The 23,230-nt window shown below is 68.3% G+C and carries 21 protein-coding genes; 6 read left to right on the top strand and 15 right to left on the bottom strand.

Features of this window, described 5'->3' with window-relative positions:
* Positions 1-42 precede the first annotated feature (42 nt).
* Positions 43-819, bottom strand: coding sequence for an SDR family oxidoreductase (locus tag ACCQ05_RS02710; RefSeq protein WP_372392845.1), 777 nt, complete (start codon positions 817-819; stop codon positions 43-45).
* Between the two features lie 106 nt (positions 820-925).
* Between ACCQ05_RS02710 and ACCQ05_RS02705 the strand changes: the two genes are divergently transcribed.
* Complete coding sequence (locus tag ACCQ05_RS02705; RefSeq protein WP_104542295.1) at positions 926-1,141, top strand: hypothetical protein; 216 nt, start codon at positions 926-928, stop codon at positions 1,139-1,141.
* A 175-nt stretch (positions 1,142-1,316) separates the two neighbouring features.
* Here the strand turns inward: ACCQ05_RS02705 and sppA are convergent, their stop codons facing one another.
* The gene (gene sppA / locus ACCQ05_RS02700) at positions 1,317-3,218 is read right to left on the bottom strand and encodes a signal peptide peptidase SppA (RefSeq protein ID WP_372392844.1); all 1,902 of its coding nucleotides are present in this window, start codon (positions 3,216-3,218) and stop codon (positions 1,317-1,319) included.
* A gap of 84 nt (positions 3,219-3,302) precedes the next feature.
* Positions 3,303-4,679 (bottom strand): MATE family efflux transporter, encoded by a 1,377-nt coding sequence (locus ACCQ05_RS02695; RefSeq protein ID WP_372392843.1) that lies wholly within the window; start codon positions 4,677-4,679, stop codon positions 3,303-3,305.
* Between the two features lie 277 nt (positions 4,680-4,956).
* Here ACCQ05_RS02695 and ACCQ05_RS02690 point away from each other — a divergent pair, with 277 nt between their 5' ends.
* Entirely contained in the window at positions 4,957-6,120 is a 1,164-nt protein-coding gene (locus tag ACCQ05_RS02690) for a DUF3667 domain-containing protein (RefSeq protein ID WP_372392842.1), read from the top strand.
* Positions 6,121-6,402: 282 nt separating this feature from the next.
* On the opposite strand, the gene ACCQ05_RS02685 is transcribed toward ACCQ05_RS02690, so the two are convergent.
* Positions 6,403-6,993 (bottom strand): DUF3106 domain-containing protein, encoded by a 591-nt coding sequence (locus tag ACCQ05_RS02685; RefSeq protein ID WP_372392841.1) that lies wholly within the window; start codon positions 6,991-6,993, stop codon positions 6,403-6,405.
* Positions 6,980-8,011, bottom strand: coding sequence for a hypothetical protein (locus tag ACCQ05_RS02680; RefSeq protein ID WP_372392840.1), 1,032 nt, complete (start codon positions 8,009-8,011; stop codon positions 6,980-6,982). Before ACCQ05_RS02680 ends, ACCQ05_RS02685 begins: the two co-directional genes overlap by 14 nt.
* A 460-nt stretch (positions 8,012-8,471) precedes the next feature.
* On the opposite strand from ACCQ05_RS02680, the gene ACCQ05_RS02675 reads away from it, so the two are divergent.
* Positions 8,472-10,688 carry a primosomal protein N' gene (locus tag ACCQ05_RS02675; protein WP_228964441.1) on the top strand — a complete coding sequence of 739 codons (2,217 nt, stop codon included), beginning with the start codon at positions 8,472-8,474 and terminating at the stop codon, positions 10,686-10,688.
* 69 nt (positions 10,689-10,757) lie between these two features.
* Here ACCQ05_RS02675 and ACCQ05_RS02670 read toward each other — a convergent pair whose 3' ends face one another.
* The 4 genes from ACCQ05_RS02670 to ACCQ05_RS02655 all read right to left on the bottom strand — a co-directional run bounded on the left by ACCQ05_RS02670 (position 10,758) and on the right by ACCQ05_RS02655 (position 14,220).
* A complete protein-coding gene (locus tag ACCQ05_RS02670) occupies positions 10,758-11,729 on the bottom strand; it encodes an IS110 family RNA-guided transposase (protein WP_104544391.1) in 972 nt (323 codons plus the stop codon).
* A gap of 426 nt (positions 11,730-12,155) precedes the next feature.
* The gene (locus ACCQ05_RS02665) at positions 12,156-12,812 is read right to left on the bottom strand and encodes a glutathione S-transferase family protein (RefSeq protein WP_228964440.1); all 657 of its coding nucleotides are present in this window, start codon (positions 12,810-12,812) and stop codon (positions 12,156-12,158) included.
* A complete protein-coding gene (locus tag ACCQ05_RS02660; RefSeq protein ID WP_228964439.1) occupies positions 12,809-13,648 on the bottom strand; it encodes an NYN domain-containing protein in 840 nt (279 codons plus the stop codon). The genes ACCQ05_RS02665 and ACCQ05_RS02660 overlap by 4 nt, the downstream gene beginning before the upstream one ends.
* Positions 13,645-14,220, bottom strand: a complete 576-nt coding sequence (locus ACCQ05_RS02655; RefSeq protein WP_228964438.1) for a hypothetical protein — start codon at positions 14,218-14,220, stop codon at positions 13,645-13,647. The genes ACCQ05_RS02660 and ACCQ05_RS02655 overlap by 4 nt, the downstream gene beginning before the upstream one ends.
* 119 nt (positions 14,221-14,339) lie before the next feature.
* Here ACCQ05_RS02655 and ACCQ05_RS02650 point away from each other — a divergent pair, with 119 nt between their 5' ends.
* Both ACCQ05_RS02650 and ACCQ05_RS02645 read left to right on the top strand, forming a co-directional pair.
* Positions 14,340-15,632, top strand: a complete 1,293-nt coding sequence (locus tag ACCQ05_RS02650; protein WP_372392839.1) for an NAD(P)/FAD-dependent oxidoreductase — start codon at positions 14,340-14,342, stop codon at positions 15,630-15,632.
* A gap of 52 nt (positions 15,633-15,684) precedes the next feature.
* Positions 15,685-16,299, top strand: a complete 615-nt coding sequence (locus ACCQ05_RS02645; protein ID WP_372392837.1) for a trimeric intracellular cation channel family protein — start codon at positions 15,685-15,687, stop codon at positions 16,297-16,299.
* 146 nt (positions 16,300-16,445) lie between these two features.
* Here ACCQ05_RS02645 and rpoH read toward each other — a convergent pair whose 3' ends face one another.
* From rpoH to rhlB, 6 genes are all read right to left on the bottom strand, one after another.
* Positions 16,446-17,321, bottom strand: coding sequence for an RNA polymerase sigma factor RpoH (rpoH, locus tag ACCQ05_RS02640; protein ID WP_104542315.1), 876 nt, complete (start codon positions 17,319-17,321; stop codon positions 16,446-16,448).
* Positions 17,322-17,519: 198 nt separating this feature from the next.
* A complete protein-coding gene (gene ung / locus ACCQ05_RS02635) occupies positions 17,520-18,245 on the bottom strand; it encodes a uracil-DNA glycosylase (protein WP_228964435.1) in 726 nt (241 codons plus the stop codon).
* Positions 18,242-19,084, bottom strand: coding sequence for a response regulator (locus tag ACCQ05_RS02630; RefSeq protein WP_167394663.1), 843 nt, complete (start codon positions 19,082-19,084; stop codon positions 18,242-18,244). The genes ung and ACCQ05_RS02630 overlap by 4 nt, the downstream gene beginning before the upstream one ends.
* Before the next feature lie 8 nt (positions 19,085-19,092).
* Entirely contained in the window at positions 19,093-20,043 is a 951-nt protein-coding gene (gene ftsX / locus ACCQ05_RS02625; protein WP_104542319.1) for a permease-like cell division protein FtsX, read from the bottom strand.
* Entirely contained in the window at positions 20,040-20,726 is a 687-nt protein-coding gene (ftsE, locus tag ACCQ05_RS02620; protein WP_372392836.1) for a cell division ATP-binding protein FtsE, read from the bottom strand. Before ftsE ends, ftsX begins: the two co-directional genes overlap by 4 nt.
* Before the next feature lie 75 nt (positions 20,727-20,801).
* Complete coding sequence (gene rhlB / locus ACCQ05_RS02615; RefSeq protein ID WP_228964432.1) at positions 20,802-22,508, bottom strand: ATP-dependent RNA helicase RhlB; 1,707 nt, start codon at positions 22,506-22,508, stop codon at positions 20,802-20,804.
* A 197-nt stretch (positions 22,509-22,705) separates the two neighbouring features.
* On the opposite strand from rhlB, the gene trxA reads away from it, so the two are divergent.
* Positions 22,706-23,047: a thioredoxin TrxA gene (gene trxA, locus ACCQ05_RS02610; protein WP_039405310.1), complete on the top strand. Its 342-nt coding sequence runs from the start codon at positions 22,706-22,708 to the stop codon at positions 23,045-23,047.
* The last annotated feature ends 183 nt before the right edge of the window (positions 23,048-23,230 follow it).

Here is a 23,230-nt window from a genome sequence, read left to right as displayed (position 1 = left end):
AAGCTTGAGCGAGCAACCGCCCGCTACGCGGTGCAAGCAACTCTAGAACCCGTAACGCAGGAAGCCGCCATCCACCGCGACGCATTCGCCGGTGATGTAGCTGGCAGCCGGCAGGCACAGGAAACCCACCGCGGCAGCGACCTCTTCGGGCTCGCCAATGCGGCGCATCGGCGTGCGTTCGATCACCTGCTCGTAGTAGTCCGGATCCGACAACGGCCCGGAGGTGCGTCGCGTGCGGATGTACCACGGCGCCACCGCATTGACGCGAATGCCGTCCTGCGCCCATTCAACCGCCAGGTTGCGCGTCATCTGCTGCAGCGCGGCCTTGGTCATCCCGTAGGGCGCGCCGCTGCGCACATGGGTGATGCCCGAGACGCTGCCGACATTGACGATGGCCGAGGCCGCGTGCCGGGTCAGCAGCGGATGCGCGTAACGCGACAGTTCGAAGGCGGAAAACACGTTGGTTTCGAAGATGCCGCGCCACTCGTCTTCGGTGTAGTCGATCGCCGCGCGGGTGATGTTGCCGCCGGCATTGTTGATCAACAGGTGCAGGCCGTCGGCGTGGTCTTCCACCCAGTCCAGGATCGCGCGGCGCTCCTCGTCGTCGGAGACATCGGCGGCCAGGCCGTGCAGTTCGCGCTCCGGGAACTCGTCGGCCAGTTCGTCGCACACCTGCGCCAAGGCATCGGCATCGCGCGCCACCAGCAGCAGATCCGCACCGAAGCCCAGCAGCTCGCGGGCGATGGCCAGACCGATGCCGGCGCTGGCGCCGGTGATGAGCGCGGTCTGTCCGTCCAGCCGCCAGCGGTGCGTTGTCACGTGCGTGATCCTCTTTCAAAACGCGGGAAACAGCCGCTGCAGCGCAGTTGACGCGGCGCCACGGCAGCGGCGTTAGGATACCGCCACACCGAGCGAGGTCACGACGATGAAACTGCACTGGATGCTTGCCGCCGTTCTGGCGTTACCGGTTGCGGCCTGCCAGCGCCCGCAACCGGCGCCCACCGATCAGAAGCCCGATCCGCAGGCGACCGCCTTGCGCGACCACATCCAGGCGCCGCTGAACCAGGCGCACGCCGTGCAGGCCGCCAGCGACCAGGCGGCCGACGATCAGCGCAAGGCCATCGATGCCGCCACGCAGTAATCCGACTCTGCCCATGTAGCACCGCGACAGGCCATGAGTGCGCTCGATCATGCAGATGCGCAGCCGGCACGTGCCAGCTGCCCGCAGCGCGCGCAGTCTCCATCCGATCCGCGGAAACGACGACGCCGGCACACGGCCGGCGTCTTCGCGATAGGCACAGGCAGAACCTGCCGGGTCAGAACCCGCAGAAGCAATACGCGAGCGCCTTGACCGGCGTGCCGCCGGCCTTGCCGTCCTGCACGGCGTCTTCGACGAAGCGCAGCTGCGTGTCCACTTCCGGCAGCGAGCGCGCCAGCAGGGCGCGGGCCATGCCCGAGTCGCCCAGCATCCAGGCGCCCATGCGGCTGCCGGCAAAGCCGCTCATGAACTGCGAGAACGGGGTGGCCGGCTTTTCCACATAGCGCACGCGGAATTTGCCGCGGCCCAGCTTGGCGCGGTCGGCCGCATCGGCCACCGCTTCCTGCATGCCGCCGAAGGCATCCACCAGGCCGTGCTGCTTGGCCTGCGCACCGCTCCACACCCGGCCACGCGCCACCTTGTCGATCGCCTCCACCGACTGGTGCCGCGCCTGCGCCACCTTGCCGGTGAAGTCGGCATAGCCCTTGTTGATCACCGACTGGATCACCTGGCCGGCAGCCGGGTCCAGCGGACGGCTGATGTCGAAGGCACCGGCAAAGCGCGTGGTGCCCACGCCGTCGGTATGCACGCCGATCTTGTCCAGCGCGCGGGTCAGGTTCGGCACCATGCCGAAGATGCCGATCGAGCCGCTGATCGTGGACGGGTCGGCGTAGATGCGGTCGGCATTCATGCTGATCCAGTAACCACCGGACGCGGCCAGGTCGCCCATCGACACCACCACCGGCTTGCCGGCCTGCTTGAGCGCGACCACTTCCCGCCGGATCAGCTCCGAGGCGAACACTTCGCCGCCGGGCGAATCGACCCGCAGCACCACCGCCTTGACCTCGTCGTCGTCGCGCGCCTGGCGCAGCAGCGCGGCAGTGGACTCGCCACCGATGCGGCCGGCCGGCTGCTCGCCACCGCTGATCTCGCCGACGGCCACGACCACGGCCACCTGCGGGCGGCTGTCCATCGGCGAGCGCTGCGCCTGCAACTGGCTCAGGTAATCGTTGAAGCCGATATTGCGAAAGCCGCTGTCGGCATCGCTGTCGGCCACGCCGCGCTTGGTCAGCAATGCATCGACTTCCTCGCGGGTCTTGAGCCCGTCCACCAGCTTCTGCTGCAGCGCGAACTTGGCCAGGTCGCCACCGGCGGCCACCACGCCTTCGGGCAAGGTATCGATGCCGGCGGTCAGCTGCGCAGGGGTGAGCTTGCGCGCGCTGCCCACATCGGCCAGATAGCGCTGCCACACGTCGTTCATCCAGAACAGGTCCGCTTCCTTGGCGTCGGCCGACGCCGCGTCCAGGATGTAGGGCTCGGCGGCGGACTTGTACTCGCCTACGCGGAACAGGTGCACGTCCACGCCGAGCTTGTCCTGCAGGCCTTCGCGGAAGTACTGGCGATAACGGCCAAGCCCCTCCAGCAGCACGCTGCCCATCGGGTCCAGGTATACCTCGTTGGCCTGCGCGGCGAGCAGGTACTGGCCCTGGCTCATGCTCTCGCTGAAGGCCACGATCTGCTTGCCGGAAGCGCGCAGCTTCTGCAGTGCAGCGGCCACTTCGCGCTGGGAGGCGAAGCCGGACGGCTGCAGCTTGTCCAGGTTCAACACCACCCGCTCGATCTTGCGGTCCTTGCCGGCCGCCTCGATCACCCGCACCAGGTCGCGCAACTGCACCTCCTCGGCGCTCTCGTCGCCCACCGCCTTGGCCAGCGACCGGCTCACCGGATCGGCACTGAATTGCTCGACCAGCGTGCCTTCGGGATTGATCACCAGCGTGGTGCGCTCGGCCAGCGGCTTGGTCCCGTCGCCGCGCGCCATCGCCACCACGACGATCAGCAACAGCAGGAACAGGAAACCGAAGAACACCAGGTTGAAGATCAGGCGCCGGGTGAAATTCATCACATCCCACAGGCCGACGAAGAAGCTGGCGATGGGACTGAGAGGCGCGGGGTGGTTCATGGAAAACTCCGTCGAAAAGACGTTGCGGACAGATCGTGGCGCCCAGCATACCGGCTGCGCCGTGCAGGCGGCATGCGCTGAAAGTCAGGGTGCCGCGGTGGCGGTCAGCCGCCGGCTGGTGTGGCGGAAGCGCAAGCCCATCAGGACCGACGCCACGGTCAGGCCCAGGATCAGGCCGACCCACATGCCTTGCGGCCCCCAGCCCAGGCCCAGCCCGAGCCCGGCGCCGATCGGCATGCCCACGCCCCAGTACGAGACCATGGCCAAGAACATCGGCACACGCGTGTCCTTGAGCCCGCGCAGCGCGCCGGCCGACAACACCTGGATGCCATCGGGAAACTGGAAGGTGGCGGCAAACAGCAGCAGCAGCGAGGCCAGCGCGGCCACCGCCACATCGTCGGTATACACGCTCACGATGGCGTCGTGCCCCAGCAACAGCGCGCTGGCCGACAGCGCCTGGGTGCCCAGCACGATGGCGTAACCGGCCCAAGTGGCGCGACGCATCGCCAGCGGGTCGCCGCGGCCGACCGCGTGGCCCACGCGCACGGTGGTGGCCTCGGCCACGCCCATCGGCACCATGAAACACAGCTGCGCGACATTGATGGCGATCTGGTGGGCGGCCGCTTCGGTCGCGCCCAGCCGGCCGATCAGCAGCGCGGTGACGATGAACAACCCGCCTTCCATCAGCACGGTGATGCCGATCGGCAATCCGGTGCGCAGCAGATCGCCGATCGCCCCCCAGCGTGGCCCTTCCAGGTGGGTGAACAACTCCAGATGCGCAAACCGCCGCGCGCGCCACAGGTACAGCGCAAACACGCTGGCCTGCACCCACATGGTGATCGCCGAGGCCATGCCCAGCCCCTGCGCGCCGTGCTCGGCGAACCCGAACCGGCCATAGGTCAGCGCATAGCCCAGCGGCGCCAGCACCAGCAGCCCGCCGAAGCCCAGCAGCATGGTCGGCAGCGTCCAGTGCATGCCTTCGCTGAGATAGCGCATGCAGAAGTAGAACGTCAGCGCCGGCACGCCCCAGCGCACCGCATGCAGAAAGTCGGTGGCGCCGGGCACGATGTCCGGCGCAATGCCGAAGGTCGGCAGCAGCGGCGGCACCACGCTCAGGAACGCGAACATCAGCGCGCTCAGCCCCAGCGACAACCACAGCGCCTGACGGAACAGCGGCCCGATCTCGCGCTCGCGCCCGGCGCCGAGCAGTTGCGACACCGAGGCGGTCAACGAAATCAGGGTGCCGATCGGCACCAGCATCGGCAACCACAGCAGCGAGGTGCCGATGGTCACCGCCGCCAGCGTGGCAGTGCCGTGGTGGCCGGCGATGACGTTGTCGACGAAGCCGATCAGGCCGGTGGAGACGTGACCGAGGACCAGCGGCAGGGCCAGCAGGCCGGTGGTGCGCACTTCCGAGGCGAAGCCCGGCGCCGTGGACGCAGGTGTGGCAGAGACAGACATGACAAACCGATCGCCGCGCGGACTGCGGCCGTGCCGGGAGGCGCTGGCACCGGGTCGCGCGGGGCCGCCATCTTACGCGCACTTCCCGACACGGGTCTGACGCGCCCGGATCGCACCGCGATGGAGATGGAGATGGAGATGGAGATGGAGATGGAGACACGCCGTCATCGCCAATGGTGTGGATCTGCACCGCGCGATACGCTGCATGGCCTGCCAAGCACGGCCGTGGGGCGGCCCTGCTGGCACTCAGCGCCCTCACCGCCAACCGGATCCGGCCATGTCCCTGCACCCGCCCACAGCGCATCCTTCGGACTGCGAGAACTGCGCCACTGCACTGCGCGGCGCGTTCTGCCACGCCTGCGGCCAGAGCGCGCACAACCCGGTGCGCAGCGTCGCGCATGCGGTGGAAGAGGTGTTCGAATCGTTCTGGCACCTGGATGGACGGATCTTCCGCACCTTGCGCGACCTGCTGGTGCCAGGCCGCGTGGCGCAGCGGTTCCTGGGCGGCCATCGCGTGCGCTACGTCGCGCCGATGCGGCTGTTCCTGGTGCTGAGCCTGCTGACCTTCTTCATCGCCCGGCTGGCGGTGCATGCGTCAGACGACGCGCACGCGGCCAGTGCCGAAGACATCACCCAGACGTCGATACCCAGGGACTTTGCGCAGGCACGCACCCCGGCGCAGGTGGAAGCGGTCCGCGCGCAACTGGTCGGCGCGCTGCTGCAGACCCGCAAGGTGATGCCGGCAGGGATTGCCCGCGACGGCGTGGATGCTGGCATCGCCCGCACCGAGAGCCAGGCGCGCACGCGAATGGCGCAACTGCACCAGGGCGCGCGGCTGGAAAGTGCCGCGCCGGCGGTGGACGCAGCCGATGACGCCACGTTCTTCTCGGTGGCTGGCAAGCCCTGGGATCCGGTCGGCAATCCGCTGACCTTCGCGCCATTGCCGGCCTGGGCCAATCGCTGGCTCAACGTGCAGCTCCTGCACATCCGCGACAACTTGCCGCGCCTGCGCAGCAACCCGCAGTTGCTCTACAACGCCTTCTTCGCGGCGGTGCCGTCCACCTTGCTGGTGCTGGTACCGCTGTTCGCGCTGCTGTTGCGCGTGTTCTATCTGCGCGGCGGCCGGGTGTATCTGGAACATCTGGTGGTGGCGCTCTACAGCCACGCCTTCCTGTGCCTGAACCTTCTGGCCATGCTGCTGTTGTCGCTGCTGGCCGATGTGCTGGCGCAGATCGCCAGCCCGATCGCCTGGAGTATCGGGCTGGTCCAGTTCGGGCTGGCGCTGTGGATGCCGCTGTACCTGCTGTGGATGCAACGGCGCGTGTATGGGCAGGGCTGGCCGCTGACGGTGCTGAAGTACCTCGGCCTGGGCGGCATCTATCTGGTCGTCGTCACCATGGCCGCTGCGCTGTTGATGGTGGCCAGCCTGGCGCGTCTTTGAGCAGGCCCGGCAGGGCGCTGCTGCAGCGCTGGCTGCGAACAGGCCTGCGATGCGGCGGTGTTCGCGCCCTTCACGTATCGACAGCCGCGCACGGCGCTGCGGCAGACGCTGGCCCAGCGCCACCCGCCTGCGCCAGCGCCCCCCATGACGGCCACGCCGGCCGGGCATGGGCCTGCCGGCCGGATCGCGCCATCAATGCGGGATGCGCGCGTGCGGGCACTGTGCGCAGCTGCCATCGCAGCGCGGCGTGTCCGCGCTTGCCCACCGCCGCGGCGCGGGCGATCACCGCGCCAGCTGACGGCTCAACCAGCTGCCGCGCGTGGCCGGCGCCTGTGCCAGCAGTGCCTCACGCAGACCATCGCGCTCCTGCGGCGGCGTGCGTTGCGCCAGTACCGCCAGCTGCGCCAGCTGAGCGGCATCCAGGCTGCGCAGCACGGCCAGCAACTGCTCGCGCTGCGCCGCCGGCACGTAGCCGACCAGCGGCTGCAGCTGCGGATAGAAGTTGCCCAGCTGCGAGCCCAGGCGCCAGCCGTGCCGGTGCAGGCGGTCCAGCGCGGTGAACTGGGTGCGCAGGGCGCGCTGCTGGTCCTCGGGCAGGCCCTGCAGGCGCTCGCGTGCCTGGCGCAGCACCACCCGGTCGGTCGCGGTCAACGCCTTCCAGGCGGCGTAGCGGGCGCGCAGGTCGGCCTGCTGTACGGGTGTCAGTGCGGCCCAGCGCGCGCGTTGCTGGGCGGCGCTGGGCGTGGCCGGCGGCGGCGCAGCGGACGAGGGCGCCAGGGCGCCACCTTCATCCAGCGCGGCCGGCAGGGTCTGCGCACCGGCGCTGACGGTGACGGCGCACAGCAACAGTGCTGCCCAGTTAATTTTCGTCATCGACGGTCTCCAGTGGCGCCGACGGCTGTTCGGCCGCCGTGGCGTGTGCACCGGATTCGTCGGCCGGCACCGGGTGCCCGGCCGCATACCAGGCGTAGAAATCGGCCGAGCGCGCCAGTTCCAGGTCCGGGTCGGCCAGCATCGCCTGGTCGCGCGCATCCAGCGCGGGGGCCGCAGGCTGATCCGGCAGATCGGTGGCCGGCAGTTCTTCCACCAGGACCGGGGCGGCATCGGTCACATGCAGCACGCCGGCCGGGGCCTGCGACACCGGCTCCGGCGGCAACGCCGGCCGGCGATGCGTCCACCACCAGGCCAGCGCCGCCAGCAGCAGTGCCAGTGCCAGCACACCCAGCGCGATGCCGGCCTGGCGGCGATCGATCCGGGGCCCTTGCCATTGCCGGGCGCTGCGCACGCGTACAGGACGCTGGCGGACCGGGGCCGGCGACGGCGCTGCCGGGGCGGCGGGCTGCAGCGGCATGCCGGCCAGCGCCGCATCGCGCAACTGACCCAGCCGGCCGAGCTGGGACGGGCTGAGGTCGCGTAATTCCTGTTGCGCCGCCTCGGCCAGCACCCGCCACGCCTGGGCATCCGGGTTGCCGGCCGCATCGCGCGGGCAAGCGCGTGCCAGCGCCTGGCGATAGTCCGCCACGGCCACGCCCTGTACCTCGCTGGCGACGTCCTCTTCCAGCCCGGCCACGATGCGCAGCAGCAGGGCCAGCCGGTCGGGAGTCTGCATCCGGCCCAGCGACGTGAAGGGCGGCAACCAGGTGCCCGGCATGGGTTCGCGCCGCAGGGGCGGAGCCGCCGCCAGCAGGCTCCAGAAGCGCATCGGCCAGCCGGCCATCGGCCGCCCGGCCGCCTGGCTGCTGAAGGCACGCAGCGCCGCCGCCAGGGCCCGCTCGGCCGCCGCCCCATCGCCGCACTGCAGCTGTGCGAGCACCATCCCCCGCCGTTCGACGCCCCGCAGGAAGGCCGACAGCGCGGCGGGGGTAACGGGGGCCTCGGGGACTACGGTCATGTGAACTCCAGCATCGGCCGGCATGATACCCATGCAGATCGACCGCGCCGACCGCTTGACAGATCGTTCTGCTGTCGATCCGCTCCCGACCGCTGTTCGCGCACGTTGTGCACAGCGGCAGACATACCGATACGCCCCCGTCTGTCAACTGTTGTTTTTTCTTTGTTGCATTCGTGTTTCACGCCTAAGTTATTGATTAAAAATGAATTTAGACGGATGGCGAAAAAATGTCCAACAGGTTGCCAAGGCAAGTGAATCCGCCTTCACGGCGTGGAGCACGCCGGTAATTCACAGATTTATCCACAGGCAGTGTGGATAAATCTGTTTCCTCAGTCCTCACATAGGTTTACGTCGTATTTATCACTTCGGTCACAGAAAGGCGCCGCAACTGATCACACCGCTTTCACGCGCAGAATCCGGCCTGCTCGGGCCCGCTGGACAGTGTCGGTAGACTGGGCCGATGCCTTCGACTGTCACCACCCTGCGCGTCGCCCTGCCGGTGCCGCTGCCGCAATTGTTCGAATACCTGCCCCCCGCCGATGCCGCGCCGGCCGATCCGGGGCGGGTGGGTTGCCGGGTGCGGGTGCCGTTCGGCCCGCGCGAGCTGGTCGGGGTGGTGGTAGAGATCGGCCAGCTGGCGTCGGCCGACGGGCTGCGTCCGGCGCTGGCGTGGTGCGATGCGGCGCCGCTGCTGGTGGATGAGCTGGCCCGCTCGCTGCAATGGCTGGCCCGCTACACGCATGCGCCGCTGGGCGAGGCCCAGGCCAGCGCCCTGCCCGGCCCGCTGCGCCGCGGCGAACCGCTGGCCGACACCCACGCCTGGGCCTGGCAGCTCACCGAGGCCGGCCATACCGGAGCGAGCAGCCTGCGCGCCGGCAGCCGCCCGGCCCTGCTGGCTGGCCTGCTACAGGCCGGCGCACTGAGCGAAGAGCAGCTGGACCCGCTGCTGCCGCAGTGGCGGCAGGCCGCGCGCAGCCTGGCCAAGCGTGGCCACGCCGACCGCGTGGCGGTGGCTGCCGATGCCCTCCCGCCCCGCCCCGGCAGCGGCCCGGCGCTCAACGACGAACAACAGGCCGCCGCTGCCGCGATCCGCGCGCGCAGCGGCTTTGCCACCTATCTGCTCGATGGCGTCACCGGCAGCGGCAAGACCGAGGTCTATCTGCAGGCGATCGCCGATTGCCTGGCCGCCGGCCGCCAGGCACTGGTGCTGGTCCCGGAGATCGGCCTGACCCCGCAGACCCTGGGCCGCTTCCGTGCGCGCCTGGGCGTGCCGGTGCATGCGCTGCACTCCGGCCTGTCCGATGGCGAACGCGCCCGCGTGTGGGCCGCGGCCTGGCGCGGCCAAGCCCAGCTGATCGTCGGCACCCGCTCGGCGGTGTTCACTCCGCTGCCCAAGGCCGGGCTGATCGTGATCGACGAGGAGCACGACGGCAGCTACAAGCAGCAGGACGGCATCCGCTACCACGCCCGCGACTTCGCCCTGGTCCGCGGCAAGGCGCTGGACGTGCCGGTGATCCTGGGCAGCGCCACGCCCTCGCTGGAAAGCCTGCACAACGCCTACGCTGGCCGCTACCAGCATCTGCGCCTGTCGCGTCGTGCCGGCGAAGCGCGCCCACCGCGCGTGCGCGTGCTGGACGTGCGCAAGCGCCCGCTCAAGGACGGGCTCTCGCCGGAGGTGCTGGCTGGTATCGGCGCCACCCTGGCGCGCGGCGAGCAGGTGCTGGTGTTCAAGAACCGCCGCGGCTACGCGCCGGTGCTGCTGTGCCACGACTGCGGCTGGACCGCCGCCTGCCAACGCTGCAGCACGCCACTGCACCAGACCCCGATGACCGTGCATGCCGGCGGCCGCCGCCTGCAATGCCATCACTGCGGCGCGCGCCAGCCCGCACCGCTGGCCTGTCCGGCCTGCGCCAGCCTGGCGCTGCAGCCGCAGGGCATCGGCACCGAGCGGCTGGAAGAACGCCTCAGCGAGGCCTTCCCGGACGCGCCGGTGGTGCGCATCGACCGCGGCACCACCCAGCGCCGCGATGCCCTGGAAACCCAACTCGCCCGGCTCGGCAACGCGGCCGGCATCCTGGTCGGCACCCAGATCCTGGCCAAGGGCCACGACCTGCCACGGCTGACCATGGTGGTGGTGGTGGGCATCGACGAGGGCCTGTTCTCGGCGGACTTCCGCGCGGCCGAAAAACTCTCCCAGCAGCTGATCCAGGTAGCAGGACGCGCCGGGCGCGCCGATCGCCCTGGCGAGGTGTGGCTGCAGACGCACCATCCCGAGCACCCGCTGCTGCAGACCCTGGTCAACGGCGGGTACCACGCGTTCGCCGATGCCGAACTGCAGCAACGCCAGGCCGCCGGCTTCCCGCCGTTCGCGCACCTGGCACTGTTCCGCGCCGAGGCCAAGGACGTGGCGGCGGCCAACCAGTTCCTGCAGGCGGTGCGCGGCCTGACCGGCGCAGACAACGACGCGCCCGCCGTGGCAGCAGTCGACTGTTATGGCCCGATGCCGGCACCGATGCCGCGCCGCGCCGGCTTCCAGCGCACCCAGTTGCTGTTGTCGGCCCAGCAGCGCTCGGCCTTGCACCGCCTGCTCGATGCGCAATTGCCGGCCATCCACGCGCTGCCGCAGGCGCGGCGCGTGCGTTGGTCGCTGGATGTGGATCCGATCGACCTGTATTGATGCGGTGCGTAGCGCGCACGGGCAAACGCTGCGCGATGTACCCAGGTGTTGTAGATACCGTCTTGCCCCTCACCTGGCAAGGGCTTTCTGTGGGTCAAATGCGGTGCCCGATTTGAGGACGCCATAGACCAGATGCAGCAGCTTGCGCATGGCGGCGCAGACGATCTGCTTGCCGTGTTTGCCGCGTGCATGCAGACGCTGTTTGAGCGCGGTGATCACCGGGTTATGACGTATGGCGACCAGGGCTGGCATGTACAGTCCGGCGCGCAGCCGCGCCGAGCCGGTGCGGGAGATGCAGACCTTGCCCTGATACCTGCCTGATTCGTGCAGGCGCGGGTTCAGGCCGGCGAAGGCCGTCACCGCGCCCGCGTCGGCGAAGCGGCTTACCGGGCCCAGCTCGGCCAACAGCAGCGCAGCGCTGATGTCGCCGATCCCGTTGATACTGGTCAGCAGATGACGCTGCTGACGCAGGTCCGGGTCTTGGTCGATGTGATCGTCGATGGCCTGCTGGATCTCGTTGATCCGGGCTTGTAGATGCGCGATCAGCCCCTGGATCGAGGGTTGCACGTCTGCGGGGGCAACCTCCAGCCGGTTGCGCTCCATCAGCAGCATCTCCAGCAGGTCATCGCGGCGACGCACCAGCGCCTTGAGCGTCTTCAGGGCCGGTGGATCGGGCTGCCAGGCGCGCAGCTGGTCGCGATGGCGCAGCCCGTAACTGGCGATCAGCTTCGCATCGCTGCGGTCGGTCTTGACCCGCCGCAACTGGCTGCGCGCATACAGCGCCACCTGCGCCGGATTAAGCACGCACACCCGATAGCCGCACTCGTGCAGGAACTCGGCAAGTGCTTCGTGATAGCTGCCGGTGGCCTCCATCACCACCCAGCTATCCGGCTGCGCGTGGGTGCGCAGCCACGCGTGCAGGGCAGCAAATCCCTTGGGATCGTTGGCGAGCTTGGCCTTGGTGCGGTGCTTGCCATTGGCCAGCTCGATGGCCAGATCCACGCTGTGTTTGGCGACGTCGATGCCCACGATGGGGGACATGGAAACCTCCTGAAATCAGATGGACGACGATCAGCGCTGGTCCAGGTCCTGCCTTGTGATGCGAGTTCACGCCTGTGGCGGACTCTTGATACCGTCCGGACACCGAGGGCCAGCAGTTGCAGATGCAGAGCCGATCTACGATACAAGCTCGAGGCTTAAGGAGCGCATGGGCTTCTTGCATCTGCTCCGATGATCAGTCGGAAGACATAACGCTGTTATGCGGCCATGTCCAGATACAAGGAGCGCACCCGGGCGCCATGGGGCGTTACCGATAAAGCCCGTCGCGCCCGGGTGCGCTCCTACAGCAGACACGAGCTATCAGGCCGCGCGCTGTGCTGGTCCATCGATTTGCAGTAGCGGCAATTTGCAATAGCGGCGCGCATGTTCCCGCAATCAACCGCGCAGGCCCCAGCGCAGGCACGTCCCTCAGGTCAGCGCCGTCATCACGCCGCGTTGGTACGCCGGTCGTGCGCACAAGCGCTGATACCACTGGTGCAAATTCGGCAGATCGGGCCGGTCGATCGGCATTTCGAACCAGGCGTAGATGAAACTTCCCAGCGGAATATCGCCCATCGCGAACTGCTCGCCGGACAGATACGGCTGCTGTGCCAGGGCCGCATCCACGCGTGCCAGCAGCTCGCCCGACTGTGCCAGCGCGGCGGCGATGCGCGCACCATCGCGTTCGGCCTCGGGGGTGCGCAGCACGCCCCAGAACAGGTCGCGGAAGACACCGGCAAACGTGGAGGTGGTCCAGTCCATCCAGCGCTCGCCCAGCGCGCGTTCGGCCGGCGATGCCGGATACAGCGCCGGTGCGTACTGCGCAGCCAGATACCGCACGATCGCATTGGATTCCCACAGCACCAGTGCGCCATCCTGCAGCGTCGGCACCAGCCCGTTCGGGTTCAGTGCGCGATAGTCGGGCGTAGTGTTGCCACCGAATGCGCCCCCCACCTCGATCGAGGTATAGGCCACACCGGCTTCTTCGGCGCACCACAGCACCTTGCGCACATTGCTGGAGTTGCGCCGCCCCCACACAGTGATACTCCGCGGAGTGGGGTCGCTGGCCACATGCGTCATCGTCATTTCCCTGCAGGCTTGGCGGGTGCGCGCGCGGCGCGCTTGTTTCCCGGTGACGTCGCCGGTGACGTCGACGCCGCGGCAGGTGCTGCAGTTTTCGCGCGGCGGCCGCTGCCCTTGGGCGTGTCGCGCACCCACAGGGCCTGCTCGTCCTGCCTGATCTCGAACAAGCCGATCGCGCGCACCAGGTCGCTGAGCTTGCGATAGCCATAGTTGCGCGGATCGAACGAGGCCTGGTTGGCCACCTGCTTGCCCACCGCGCTCAGCAACGCCCAGCCATCGTCTTCGCAGGCGCTGACGATGGCGTTGCGCAGCATCTGCACCAGCCGCGTGTCGCTGCGCAATGCGATTGCATCCTTGCGCCCGGCAGCAGTGTCGCTGGCTGCGGCGGCCTGCTCGCCCAGCGCTTCCACGTAGGTGAATTTGGAGCAGGCATTGACGAACGGTGCCGGTGTCTTCTTTTCGCCGAAACCATAGACCTTCATGCCATCGGTGAGCAGGCGCATCACCAAGGGGGTGAAGTCCGCATCGCTGGAGACGATGGCAAACCCGTCGAGGTTGCGCGCGTACAGCAGGTCCATCGCATCGATCACCATGGCCATGTCCGAGGCATTCTTGCCGGAGCTGTAGGCAAACTGCTGGATCGGCCGGATCGCGTAATCGTGCAGCGCCGCTTCCCAGCCCTTCAGATGCGGGCTCTTCCAGTTGCCATAGGCGCGGCGCACATTGGCCACGCCATAGCGCGCCACTTCCGCCAGCACCACATCGATCTTGCCGGCGGGCGCGTTGTCGGCGTCGATCAGCAAGGCGATCCGCTTATCGGGATGGTCGGTCATGCTCAAGGCTCCGCTGCAGCGTCTGTGACGGTTTCGGTTGCGGTCTCGGTGTCCATTTCCGGATCCGATTCTGTCTCGGCATCCGCATCTGCATCTGCATCGAGCGCGGCCTCTTCTGCGCTCTGCGCAGCCGGCAAGCTGTACTGCGTGCCATCGCGCAGGGTCAGCACCCCATCGCTCAGGATCTCCTGATCGGCACCGGCGCTGATCCAGGTCGCCTGGACGCGACCGGCGCCACGGTCGCCTTCCACATCGAACACGAACTCCTCGCCGCCCGGTGCCATTCCGGTGCGCACCAGATCCACCCGCATGCTGCGGATCTGGCCGATATGTTCCTGCACCACCGCATCGTCCTGCAGCGCGCTGCGCGCCTGCTCGGCAAACACCGACCAGCCCGTGTTGACCAGCCACATGGCTGCGGCCAGCACCACCACCCCGAACGCACTTGCGCAGGCCAGGATGCCGATCAGGCCGATGGCCACGCCGCTGAGCGGCTTCCTGGCGGCAGGGACGATCGGTGCTGCGGTGGGCGCTGGTGCGGGCGGCAGCGGGGGCAAGGGCGGCGGGAACGAAGACATGCGAAGACCGTCGAAGATGGATGCGACATGATGCCGCAGGCGCGCTGCGCCCACGCATCATGTTCATTGGCACTTTGGCATGCTGTCGAGCCCGCGTCGCGCTCCATCGGACTCCTACGATGACCTCTTCCCCCTCTCCCGCTCCGCTGCATCTGGTCGTGGTGGGTGGCGGTTTCGCCGGTTTGTGGGCGACCCGCGCGCTCGACGATCCCGGCATCCGCATCACCCTGATCGACCGTCAGAACCACCACCTGTTCCAGCCGCTGCTGTACCAGGTGGCCACCGCCGGCCTCTCGGCGCCGGACATCGCCGCGCCGTTGCGGCACATCCTGCGCGAGCAGCGCAATGTCGAAGTGCAACTCGGCGATGTGGTCGAAATCGCGCCCGGCCGCCGCCAGGTGGTGCTGGCCGATGGCAAGACGGTCGGTTACGACCTGCTGCTGCTCGCCACCGGTGCCACGCACGCCTACTTCGGCAACGACCAGTGGGCCGAGCACGCCCCCGGCTTGAAGACCCTGTACGACGCACTGGTGCTGCGCCGCAAGCTGCTGCTGGCCTTCGAGCGCGCCGAAGCCGAAACCGATCCCGCCGCGCGCGCCGCATGGCTGAGCTTTGCGGTGGTCGGTGGCGGACCCACCGGGGTGGAACTGGCCGGCACCCTGGCCGAGATCGCCCGCCACACGCTCAAGAACGAATTCCGCCACATCGACCCGCGCCAGGCGCGGGTACGCCTGGTCGAAGCCGGCCCGCGCGTGTTGCCCTCGTTCCCGGACGACCTCACCGCCAAGGCGCGCAAGCAGCTGGAACGGCTGGGCGTGGAAGTGCACACCGGCACCCCGGTGACGCATATCGATGCGCAGGGCTACCAGCTTGGCGAGACCTTCGTGCCCGCGCGCACCGTGGTGTGGGCCGCCGGCGTGGCGGCCTCGCCGCTGGCGCGCACCCTGGGCGTGCCACTGGACCGCGCCGGCCGCGTCCTGGTGGAGCCGGACCTGAGCGTGCCCGGCCATCCGGACATCTTCGTCGGCGGCGACCTGGCCGCGCTGCAGCAGGATGGCCGCCCGGTCCCGGGCGTGGCGCCGGCCGCCAAGCAGATGGGCAAGCACATCGCCAAGGCGATCCGTGCGCGCCAGCGCGGCCGGGCGGTGCCTGCATTCCGTTACCAGGACTATGGCAACCTCGCCACCATCGGCCGCATGGCGGCCATCGTGCACGTGGGCAAGCTCAAGCTGTCGGGCATCGTGGCTTGGTGGTTCTGGCTGGCCGCGCACGTGTATTTCCTGATCGGCTTCCGCAATCGTTTCGTGGTGCTGGTGAACTGGGCGATGGCGTACTGGAGCTACCAGCGCGCCGCGCGCATCATCTTCGGCGGCGCCACCGACGACCCGCCCCCCAGCAGCAAGGACGGATGACAGCGGCGCGGGCGGTACGCGATGCTGTGCGGCCCGATTCGACGGCCTGACCGTGGCGACTGTCCTGTTCCTGCTGGATCTGCTCGGCACCTTCGTGTTCGCCCTGAGCGGCGCGACGGTGGCGGTGCGCAATCGCCTGGACCTGTTCGGCGTGCTGGTGCTGTCATGCGCGGCGGCGGTCTCCGGCGGCATCGTGCGCGATGTGCTGATCGGCGCCACCCCGCCGGCTGCGCTGGTGCAGCCGCAGTACCTGCTCACCGCCTGCCTGGCCGGGGTTGCCGGCTTCTACTGGCATGCGGCGGTGGAGCGCCTGCGCAACCCGGTGCAGATCTTCGATGCGGCGGGTCTGGCGTTGTTCGCGGTCTACGGCACCAGCAAGGCGCTGGATTACCACCTCAGCCCGGTCAGCGCGACCTTGCTAGGCATGCTCAGCGGTATCGGCGGCGGGATCGCGCGCGACCTGCTGGTCGCACGCACGCCGGTGGTCTTGCAGGCCGAACTGTATGCGGTGGCCGCACTCGCCGGCGGTGGGCTGGTGGCGATCGGGCATGTGCTCGGGGTGCCGCAGGCCTGGTCGCTGGCGACCGGTGCCGGCGTCTGTTTCGGCCTGCGTTTCATGGCCATCCGCTATGGCTGGCATTTGCCTGTCGCGCGCCTGCCGGAATAGTCGTCGTCGGCCAGAGCGACGCCGCCGGCAGCATCGCCCGGGCAGTGCGTCAGCGCCCTGAGAAGCAGGAAAAGCTGCAGGCCTGCAACGCAAACGGCCCGGAAAACCGGGCCGTTCGTGCAACAGCTATCGCCTGATCGAAAGAATCAGGCGACGAACAACGCCTTCATCTTCTTCAGCGCGTTCGCCTCGATCTGGCGGATGCGCTCGGCCGACACGCCGTACTCATCGGCCAGTTCCTGCAGCGTCACCTTGGACTCCGAATCCAGCCAGCGACGCTTGACGATATCGCGCGAGCGGGTGTCTAGGCCGGCCATGCCTTCGCGCAGCAACTGCAGCTGGTTGTCTTCGCTGTCGTGCCGCTCGTAGGCCTGCGAGGGATCTTCCTCGTTGGCCACCAGGTAACTCACCGGCGACGGCGGACCATGGTCGTCGTCCTCGTCCGAAGAGGCGTCGAAGCCGATATCGCGACCGGACAGGCGCGACTCCATCTCCATGACTTCACGCTCGGAGACGTTCAGGTCCTTGGCCACCGCGGTCACCTCGGAGGCGTTGAGCCAGCCCAGGCGGGTCTTGGACTTGCGCAGATTGAAGAACAGCTTGCGTTGCGCCTTGGTGGTGGCGACCTTGACGATGCGCCAGTTCTTCAGGATGAACTCGTGCATTTCCGCACGGATCCAATGCACCGCGAAGCTGACCAGGCGCACGCCCATATCCGGGTCGAAGCGCTTGACCGCCTTCATCAGGCCAATATTGCCTTCCTGGATCAAATCGCCCAGCGGCAGGCCGTAGCCGTTGTAGCCGCGGGCCACATGCACCACGAAGCGCAGGTGGGAATGGACCAATTCACGCGCCGCGTCCAGATCCAGCTCGTCGCGGAAACGGCGAGCCAGATCCTGCTCCTCATCGACCGACAGCACCGGGATCTGGTGCACGGCACCAATGTAGGCGTCCAGCGAACCGAGCGCACTGGGAATCGGGAGATTGTTTGCCACGAGGGCAGTCGAAGTCGTCTGGTTCATAGGCACCATCTTAGCAGTCGAACTATTGGACTGCCGGGTACAGGAAGAGTTCCCAGCGTTCCATTCATAGGACATTCGCAATTGAGACCCTGACGGCGTTCTACCGCAGGGATCTCCGGTCTCGGTGGCTACGCTACCACCGACACCCTGCGCAGACCGTGACAAAACTGCCGCCAATGGACTTGGCGCGGGCGCTGTTCAGCCGGCGGCCGAGGTTGTGTCCAGCGCGTTGCGGGGCGGCAGCGACCAGTCGATCGGGCCCAGCCCGCGGCGCTGCAGGTGCTCGTTGGCCCTGGAGAAATGCTTGCACCCCAGAAAACCGCGGTGCGCCGACAGCGGCGAGGGATGCGGAGCCTTGAACACCCGGTGCCGTGCCTGATCGATGACCTTGCCCTTGGACTGCGCGTAGCTGCCCCACAGCAGGAACACCAGCCCTTCGCGCTCGCGGTTGAGGGTCTCCACCACGTGGTCGGTGAAGCCTTCCCAGCCCTTGTTCTGGTGTGCGCCGGCCCGGCCCTGCTCCACCGTCAGCACCGCGTTGAGCAGCAGCACGCCCTGGCGCGCCCAGGGCATCAGATAGCCATGATCGGGACGCGGGATGCCCAGATCGTCCTGGATTTCCTTGTAGATATTGAGCAGCGAAGGCGGCACCGGCACACCCGGCAACACCGAAAAGCACAGCCCGTGCGCCTGGCCCTCGCCGTGATACGGGTCCTGGCCCAGGATGACCACCTTGACCTGCTCGAACGGAGTGGCGTCGAAGGCGGCGAAGATCTGCGGACCGGGCGGGAACACCCGCGCACCGGCGGCCTTGCGCTGGCGCAGGAAGGCCGACAGCTCCTGCATCTCTGGACGCAGCAGCCAGTCGCCCACCCTGGCCTTCCACGACGGTTCCAGCTGGATGCGCGCTTCCCCTTCGGTCATAGCATCACGGCCTGGTCTTCCAGGCGTGCCAGGCGCAGCTGGAACAGCACCTTGGTGACCAGCAGGCGCTCTTCGATGGGCTTTTGCACCAGATCGTTGGCACCGGCGCGCAGCAGCTCGGACTGGTTGCGCGGGTTGGTGTCGCCGGTCATCACCAGCACCGGCAGGCGGCGCTTGCCGTAGGCGAAGTCGATGCGGATGCGTTCGACCACGTCGCGCCCGTTGAGCTCGCCCTTGAGGGTGACGTCGGTCAGCACCACGTCGATGCGGCGCTCGGTCCGGCCCAGCGATTCGGCGGTGAGCAGCGCGAACGCGTCCTCGGCGGTGAGCACATGCACCACCTTCAGGCTCTGGCGCTCGAGCATGCGCTTGGTCGCCTCGGCCACCACGCGGCTGTCCTCGATGTACAGCACGGTGGCGCCGACCACCGGCTCGGGCTGCACGTAGCCGCGGATGAAGGTGGCCAGGGCTTCGTGGCCCAGCGCCTTGTCGAAATAGTCGGTGACGTATTCGGTGAAGCGGCGTTCGACCAGGTGCTGCTGCGCGTCGCCGGAGACCACGATCACCGGCACATAGGCCTGGCCGGCGGCCTCGCGCACGCTGCGCGCCAGCGCCAGGCCATCGCCGTCGGGCAAGGACAGCGAGGTGGTGACCAGATCCATGGCGCCGGCTTCCAGCGCGTCGCGCGCTTCGGCGATGCTGGCGCAGCCGATCACCTGCACGTTGGGCAGGTCGCGCGTGAGCACGTCGGCAATGAGCTTGCGCACCAGCTTCGAGCCATCGACGACCATCACGCGCGGCGCGTCGCTGATCAGGTGTTTGAGATCTGGTGGATGCATGGCAGGTCTCAGGTCTCGGTGGGACGGGTCTGGCGGAGGAAGTGGCCGGTCACCAGCCAGGCGCCCAGCCAACCCAGGACCAGGGTACCGACAAGCACCATTGCAGAATGCAGCAGATCCAGCCCGTGCAGGGTAAAGGAACTGCCATAGCTATCGGCCAATGTGGCCAAAGGTGTACGCAAGGCCAAACCGGAAGCGCCAATCAGGGCAAGCGCGACCGCGCCGGCACCCAGGCCGTACCAGGCGCCCAGATACAGGAACGGGCGACGGATGAAGCCGTCGCTGGCGCCCAGCAGTTGCAGCACACCGATTTCCTCGCGCCGCGACTGGATGTCCAGCCGTACGGTATTGCCGACCACCAGCACCGCGCCGATGCCGAGCAGGGTCGACAGTACCTGCACCAGCCGCTCGCCGAAGTGCAGCCAGCCATCCAGACGCTTGCGCCACAGCGCGTCGTGCTGCACCTGGTCGGCCTGCGGCAGCGCCTGCAGCGCGCTGGCCAGCTGTGCATCGTCGCCGGTCTCGGCCGGGGTCACGATCAGCAGCGTGGGCAGCGGGTTGTCGCCCAGCGCATCGGCGGCCTCGTCGAGCTTGGCGCTCTCGCGCAAATCGGCCAGGCCCTGTTCGGGAGTACGCAGCGTGACCTGCGCCACATCCGGGCGGCCACGCAACTGCTCGGCCAGCGCCTGCGCCGCATCGGCGGCGACATCGACCTTCAGGAACAGATTGATCTCGCGCGACTGCTGCACGCTGCCGGCCAGCAGCTTGACGTTGTCCAGCGCGATCGACAGCCCCAGCGGCAGCGCCAGCGCCAAGGCCATCACCACGATGGTCAGCAATGTGGCCCATGGCTTGCGCATTGCGCGGCCCAGGCTGAAGGCGATGCTGTGCAGGTGGTGGTCGACCCATACGCCAAGGCGCGAGGGCGCCACGGCTTCGCTGTTGGCGAGCTTGCTCATTCGGCCAGATCCTGCGGCGAGATGTCGTCGACCAGGCGGCCGTGATCCAGGATCAGCACGCGCTTGCGCATCTGCTTGAGCAGCGCCAGGTCGTGGCTGACCACCAGCACGCTGGTGCCGCGCGCAGGCAGCTCGGCGAACAGCTGCATGATCTCCGCGGCCAGGGCCGGGTCGAGGTTGCCGGTGGGCTCGTCGGCCACCAGCAGGCGCGGTTCGCCGACGATGGCGCGGGCGATGCCCACGCGTTGCTGTTCGCCGGCGGAGAGTTGCGACGGCAGCGCCTTTTCGCGGTTGGCCAGGCCGATGCGTTCCAGCGCCGAGCGCACGCGCTTGCCGATCTCGGCGCGACGGGTGCCGCGCAGGATCAACGGCAACGCCACGTTCTCGGCGATGCTGCGGTCGTTGAGCAGACGGTGGTTCTGGTAGACCGCACCCACCTGCCGGCGATGCAGCGGAATCTGCCGGCCACGCACCTTGAGCAGGTTGCGTTCGCCCAGCAGCACCGTGCCCTGGCTTGGCCGCTCGCTGAGGTGGATCAACTTGAGCAAGGTACTTTTGCCGGCGCCGGAGTGGCCGGTCACGAACAGCATCTCGCCATCGGCCACTTCGAAGCTGACATCGGTCAGCGCCTGGTGGCCACCGGCGTAGTGCTTGCTGACGTTGTCGAAACGCAGAACGGTCATTCAGCGATTATGCCGGAGCGCCAGCGCTTGCGTCGCATCGCCGGACACCGGCGATGCGATTGCTTCGCCCGGACGTCAGCTGCCCGACACCAGCGAACGCAGGCGGCGCCCGATCCGGCTCAGCAACGACGGGCTGCCAGCCGGCTGGGCTGCGGCGCGCACGGGCTTGGCGATCACCTGGGTCGGCTTGCGCGGTGCGGCGGGTGCCGGCACGGGCGTGGATGCCACGACCGGCTCGCCACCTTCGACCGGTCGGCCGTTGCGACGACGACGGCGCTTGCGCGGTGCGCGCTCGGAGTCGCCGACGACCGTCGATGGTGCCCGTTCCGCCGCCGCCGGCACCACCGGTGCCACGGCCGGCGTTGCGGTCGCCTCGCCTTCCACCCGCGGCTTGCGGCGCGGACGCGGCTTGCCATCGCCGCTGCCGCCTTCACGACGACCGCCACCACCGCGCGAACCGCCACCGCCCGGACCGCTGCGGCCGCCACCACGGCGGGCCTCGTCGGCGGCACGCTGCTCGCGCGCCTCGCGGAAGATCGTGCCCACGCTTTCGCCGTCGCTATCGGCGTCTTCGCCTTCCACCGGCGTGCGCGGCGCGCGCGGCAGCGGGGTCAGCAGTTCGGAGGTCACCGGCTCGACCGGGATCTTCTGCTCGATGTAGGCCTCGATGTCCGGCAGGCTCATCGCATAGCGCTCGCAGGCGAAGCTGATCGCATCGCCCTCTTCGCCCAGGCGCGCGGTGCGGCCGATGCGGTGCACGTAGTCTTCGGCGTCGAACGGCAGGTCGTAGTTGTAGACGTACTTGACCCCGTCGATATGCAGGCCGCGCGCGGCCACGTCGGTGGCCACCAGGATTTCGAGCTGGCCTTTCTGGAAGCGGTTGAGCAGCGACTCCCGCTTCTTCTGCGGCACATCGCCCGACAGCACGCCGACCCGGTAGCCGTTGCGCTCCAGGGTGCGCGCCACCCGCTCCACGAACGCCTTGGTGTTGACGAACACCATGGTGCGCGCGCCTTCGCTGCGCGACAGCAGGCCCAGCAGCAGCGTCTGCTTCTCTTCGTCGGAGGGGAAGTAGATGCGCTGGCGCACCCGTGCGGCGGTGATGGTCTCGGTCTCGACCACCAGCTTTTCCGGCTCGTTCATGTGCTCGTAGGCCAGTTCCAGCACGCGGTGGCTGAGCGTGGCCGAGAACAGCAGGGTCTGGCGGGTACCGCGCTCGGGCATGCGCCGCAGCAGGAAGCGGATGTCCTTGATGAAGCCCAGGTCGAACATGCGGTCGGCTTCGTCCAGCACGCAGATCTCGCAGGCGTGCAGCGAGACCACCTTGTGCTGCTTGACGTAGTCGATCAGCCGGCCCGGGGTGGCGATGATCACGTCCACGCCCTGCTGCAACAGTTCGCGCTGCTTGTCGTAATCCACCCCGCCGTAGACCAGCGCAAAGCGCAGGCCCAGCTCGGCGCCGAACTTCACCGCATCCTTGTGGATCTGGATGGCCAGCTCGCGGGTGGGGGCCAGGATCAGCGCGCGCGGGTCTTCCGGCTTGCGGTCGGCCAGCGCCGGGCGGCTCAGCAGGCGGTTCATCACCGCCACCAGGAACGCCAGGGTCTTGCCGGTGCCGGTCTGGGCCTGGCCGGCGACATCGCCGCCCGGCAGCGCGACCGGCAGGGTCAGCGCCTGGATCGGGGTACACCGGGTAAACCCGGCGCTCTCCAGCCCGGCGATCAGCGCCGGATGCAGGTCGAACGAGGAAAAAGTCAAATCGGTCAGCGGTTTGTCGCTCATTATTCCGTCTTCGTGAGGCGCCCTGGGCAGCCCGGGCGCGGCTTGCATCGATGCCGACAGCGTCGCAAACTGCGGCTCTTGTGGCGGACAGCGCGGCTTCAGGACTGGCACTTGATTCAGTCGCGCAATGCCCCAGTTTAACGCAATGTGGCGGCCTGCCCGATCGGGTGGGCCGTTTGGTTTCCAGGAGACCCAACGTGAGCGACAAGGTTCAACATGTCGGCGATGCCGATTTCGAGACAGCCGTACTGCAATCGGGCGAACCGGTTCTGGTGGATTTCTGGGCCGAATGGTGCGGCCCCTGCAAGATGATCGCCCCGGTGCTGGACGATCTGGCCGATACCTACCAGGGCAGGCTCAAGGTCGCCAAGGTCAATGTGGACCAGAACCGCGCCCTGGCCATCAAGTATCACGTCCGTTCGATCCCGATGCTGCTGCTGTTCAAGGACGGCGAGGTCCAGGCCAGCCAGATCGGGGCGGTTGGCAAGGGCCAGCTGACCCAGATGATCGACAAGACCCTGGGCGGCGCGGCCGCCTGAGTTGGGTGGGCGTCCAGCGATGGGCGCCTGCGCGGTTCGCCAGCAGTTAAATCCTGCCATGGCAGACGCTTGCGCGGTCACGCACCGCGGTGATAGTGTCAGTTGGTCCGGCACACGTTCGTGCGCCGCCGTACCCCTCTAGAAACTCTTCTAGACTCCCATCTACCAATAGTTCGCCCCCTA

This window comes from Xanthomonas sp. NCPPB 3582 (assembly GCF_041475735.2).
Lineage (GTDB): Bacteria > Pseudomonadota > Gammaproteobacteria > Xanthomonadales > Xanthomonadaceae > Xanthomonas > Xanthomonas codiaei.
Note: the sequence above shows the minus strand (reverse complement) of the source record. Positions and strands in the feature narration are given on the sequence as shown.